We start from the raw sequence: 521 nt of genomic DNA, 5'->3' as shown, positions 1-521 counted from the left end.
ACTTGGCGTAGGTTCGCAACAACTCGGGAATTTTCTTCGGAAGACGACGCGCGGCAGCCTCCCCATATCGCTCTCTATACCGAAGCCAGGTTTCTTCCGGAACGAGCAAGGTCACCGTTTCCTTTCTGTCATTTTGTAAACGAGAGGAAATTTCTTCTTCGTTGTTGAGCAGTAAATATCCCATACCACACTCGGTTCCACGGCTTGCACGAACGTCACGCTTCGGATGAAAAAAATCGCGGGCACTTGCGTTGTAATCAGAGAAAATATTCTGGTTCGGTTCGAGCTGAGTCGGGTCAGCTCGGATTGAGCTGCGTCAACTCAAGTCGAATCAGATCGGGTCAGATCGAATCGAATCAAGTCACAAGTCAAGCTAAGTCGAATCAAATCGAGTCAAATCGAGTCAAATCGAGTCGAGCCAAGCCAAGCCAAGCCGAATCCAGCGGAGCGACATTGAACCAACCAAGATCTCAAACTTACCAATTGAAGATCGAAAATCACGAATTTCGAATCGGCAAAAC

Annotated in this window: 1 protein-coding gene; it reads right to left on the bottom strand. The window is 48.0% G+C overall.

Going from position 1 to position 521, the window contains the following annotated elements; translation table 11 throughout:
• Positions 1-184 (bottom strand): DUF1564 family protein (locus EHQ17_RS19360; protein ID WP_135736231.1); only part of this gene is annotated, 184 nt, incomplete at its 3' end.
• Positions 185-521: the final 337 nt, after the last annotated feature.

Source organism: Leptospira gomenensis (assembly GCF_004770155.1).
Taxonomy (GTDB): domain Bacteria; phylum Spirochaetota; class Leptospiria; order Leptospirales; family Leptospiraceae; genus Leptospira; species Leptospira gomenensis.
The sequence above is the reverse complement of the archived record's forward strand: the minus strand, read 5'-3'. Positions and strand labels throughout refer to the sequence as shown.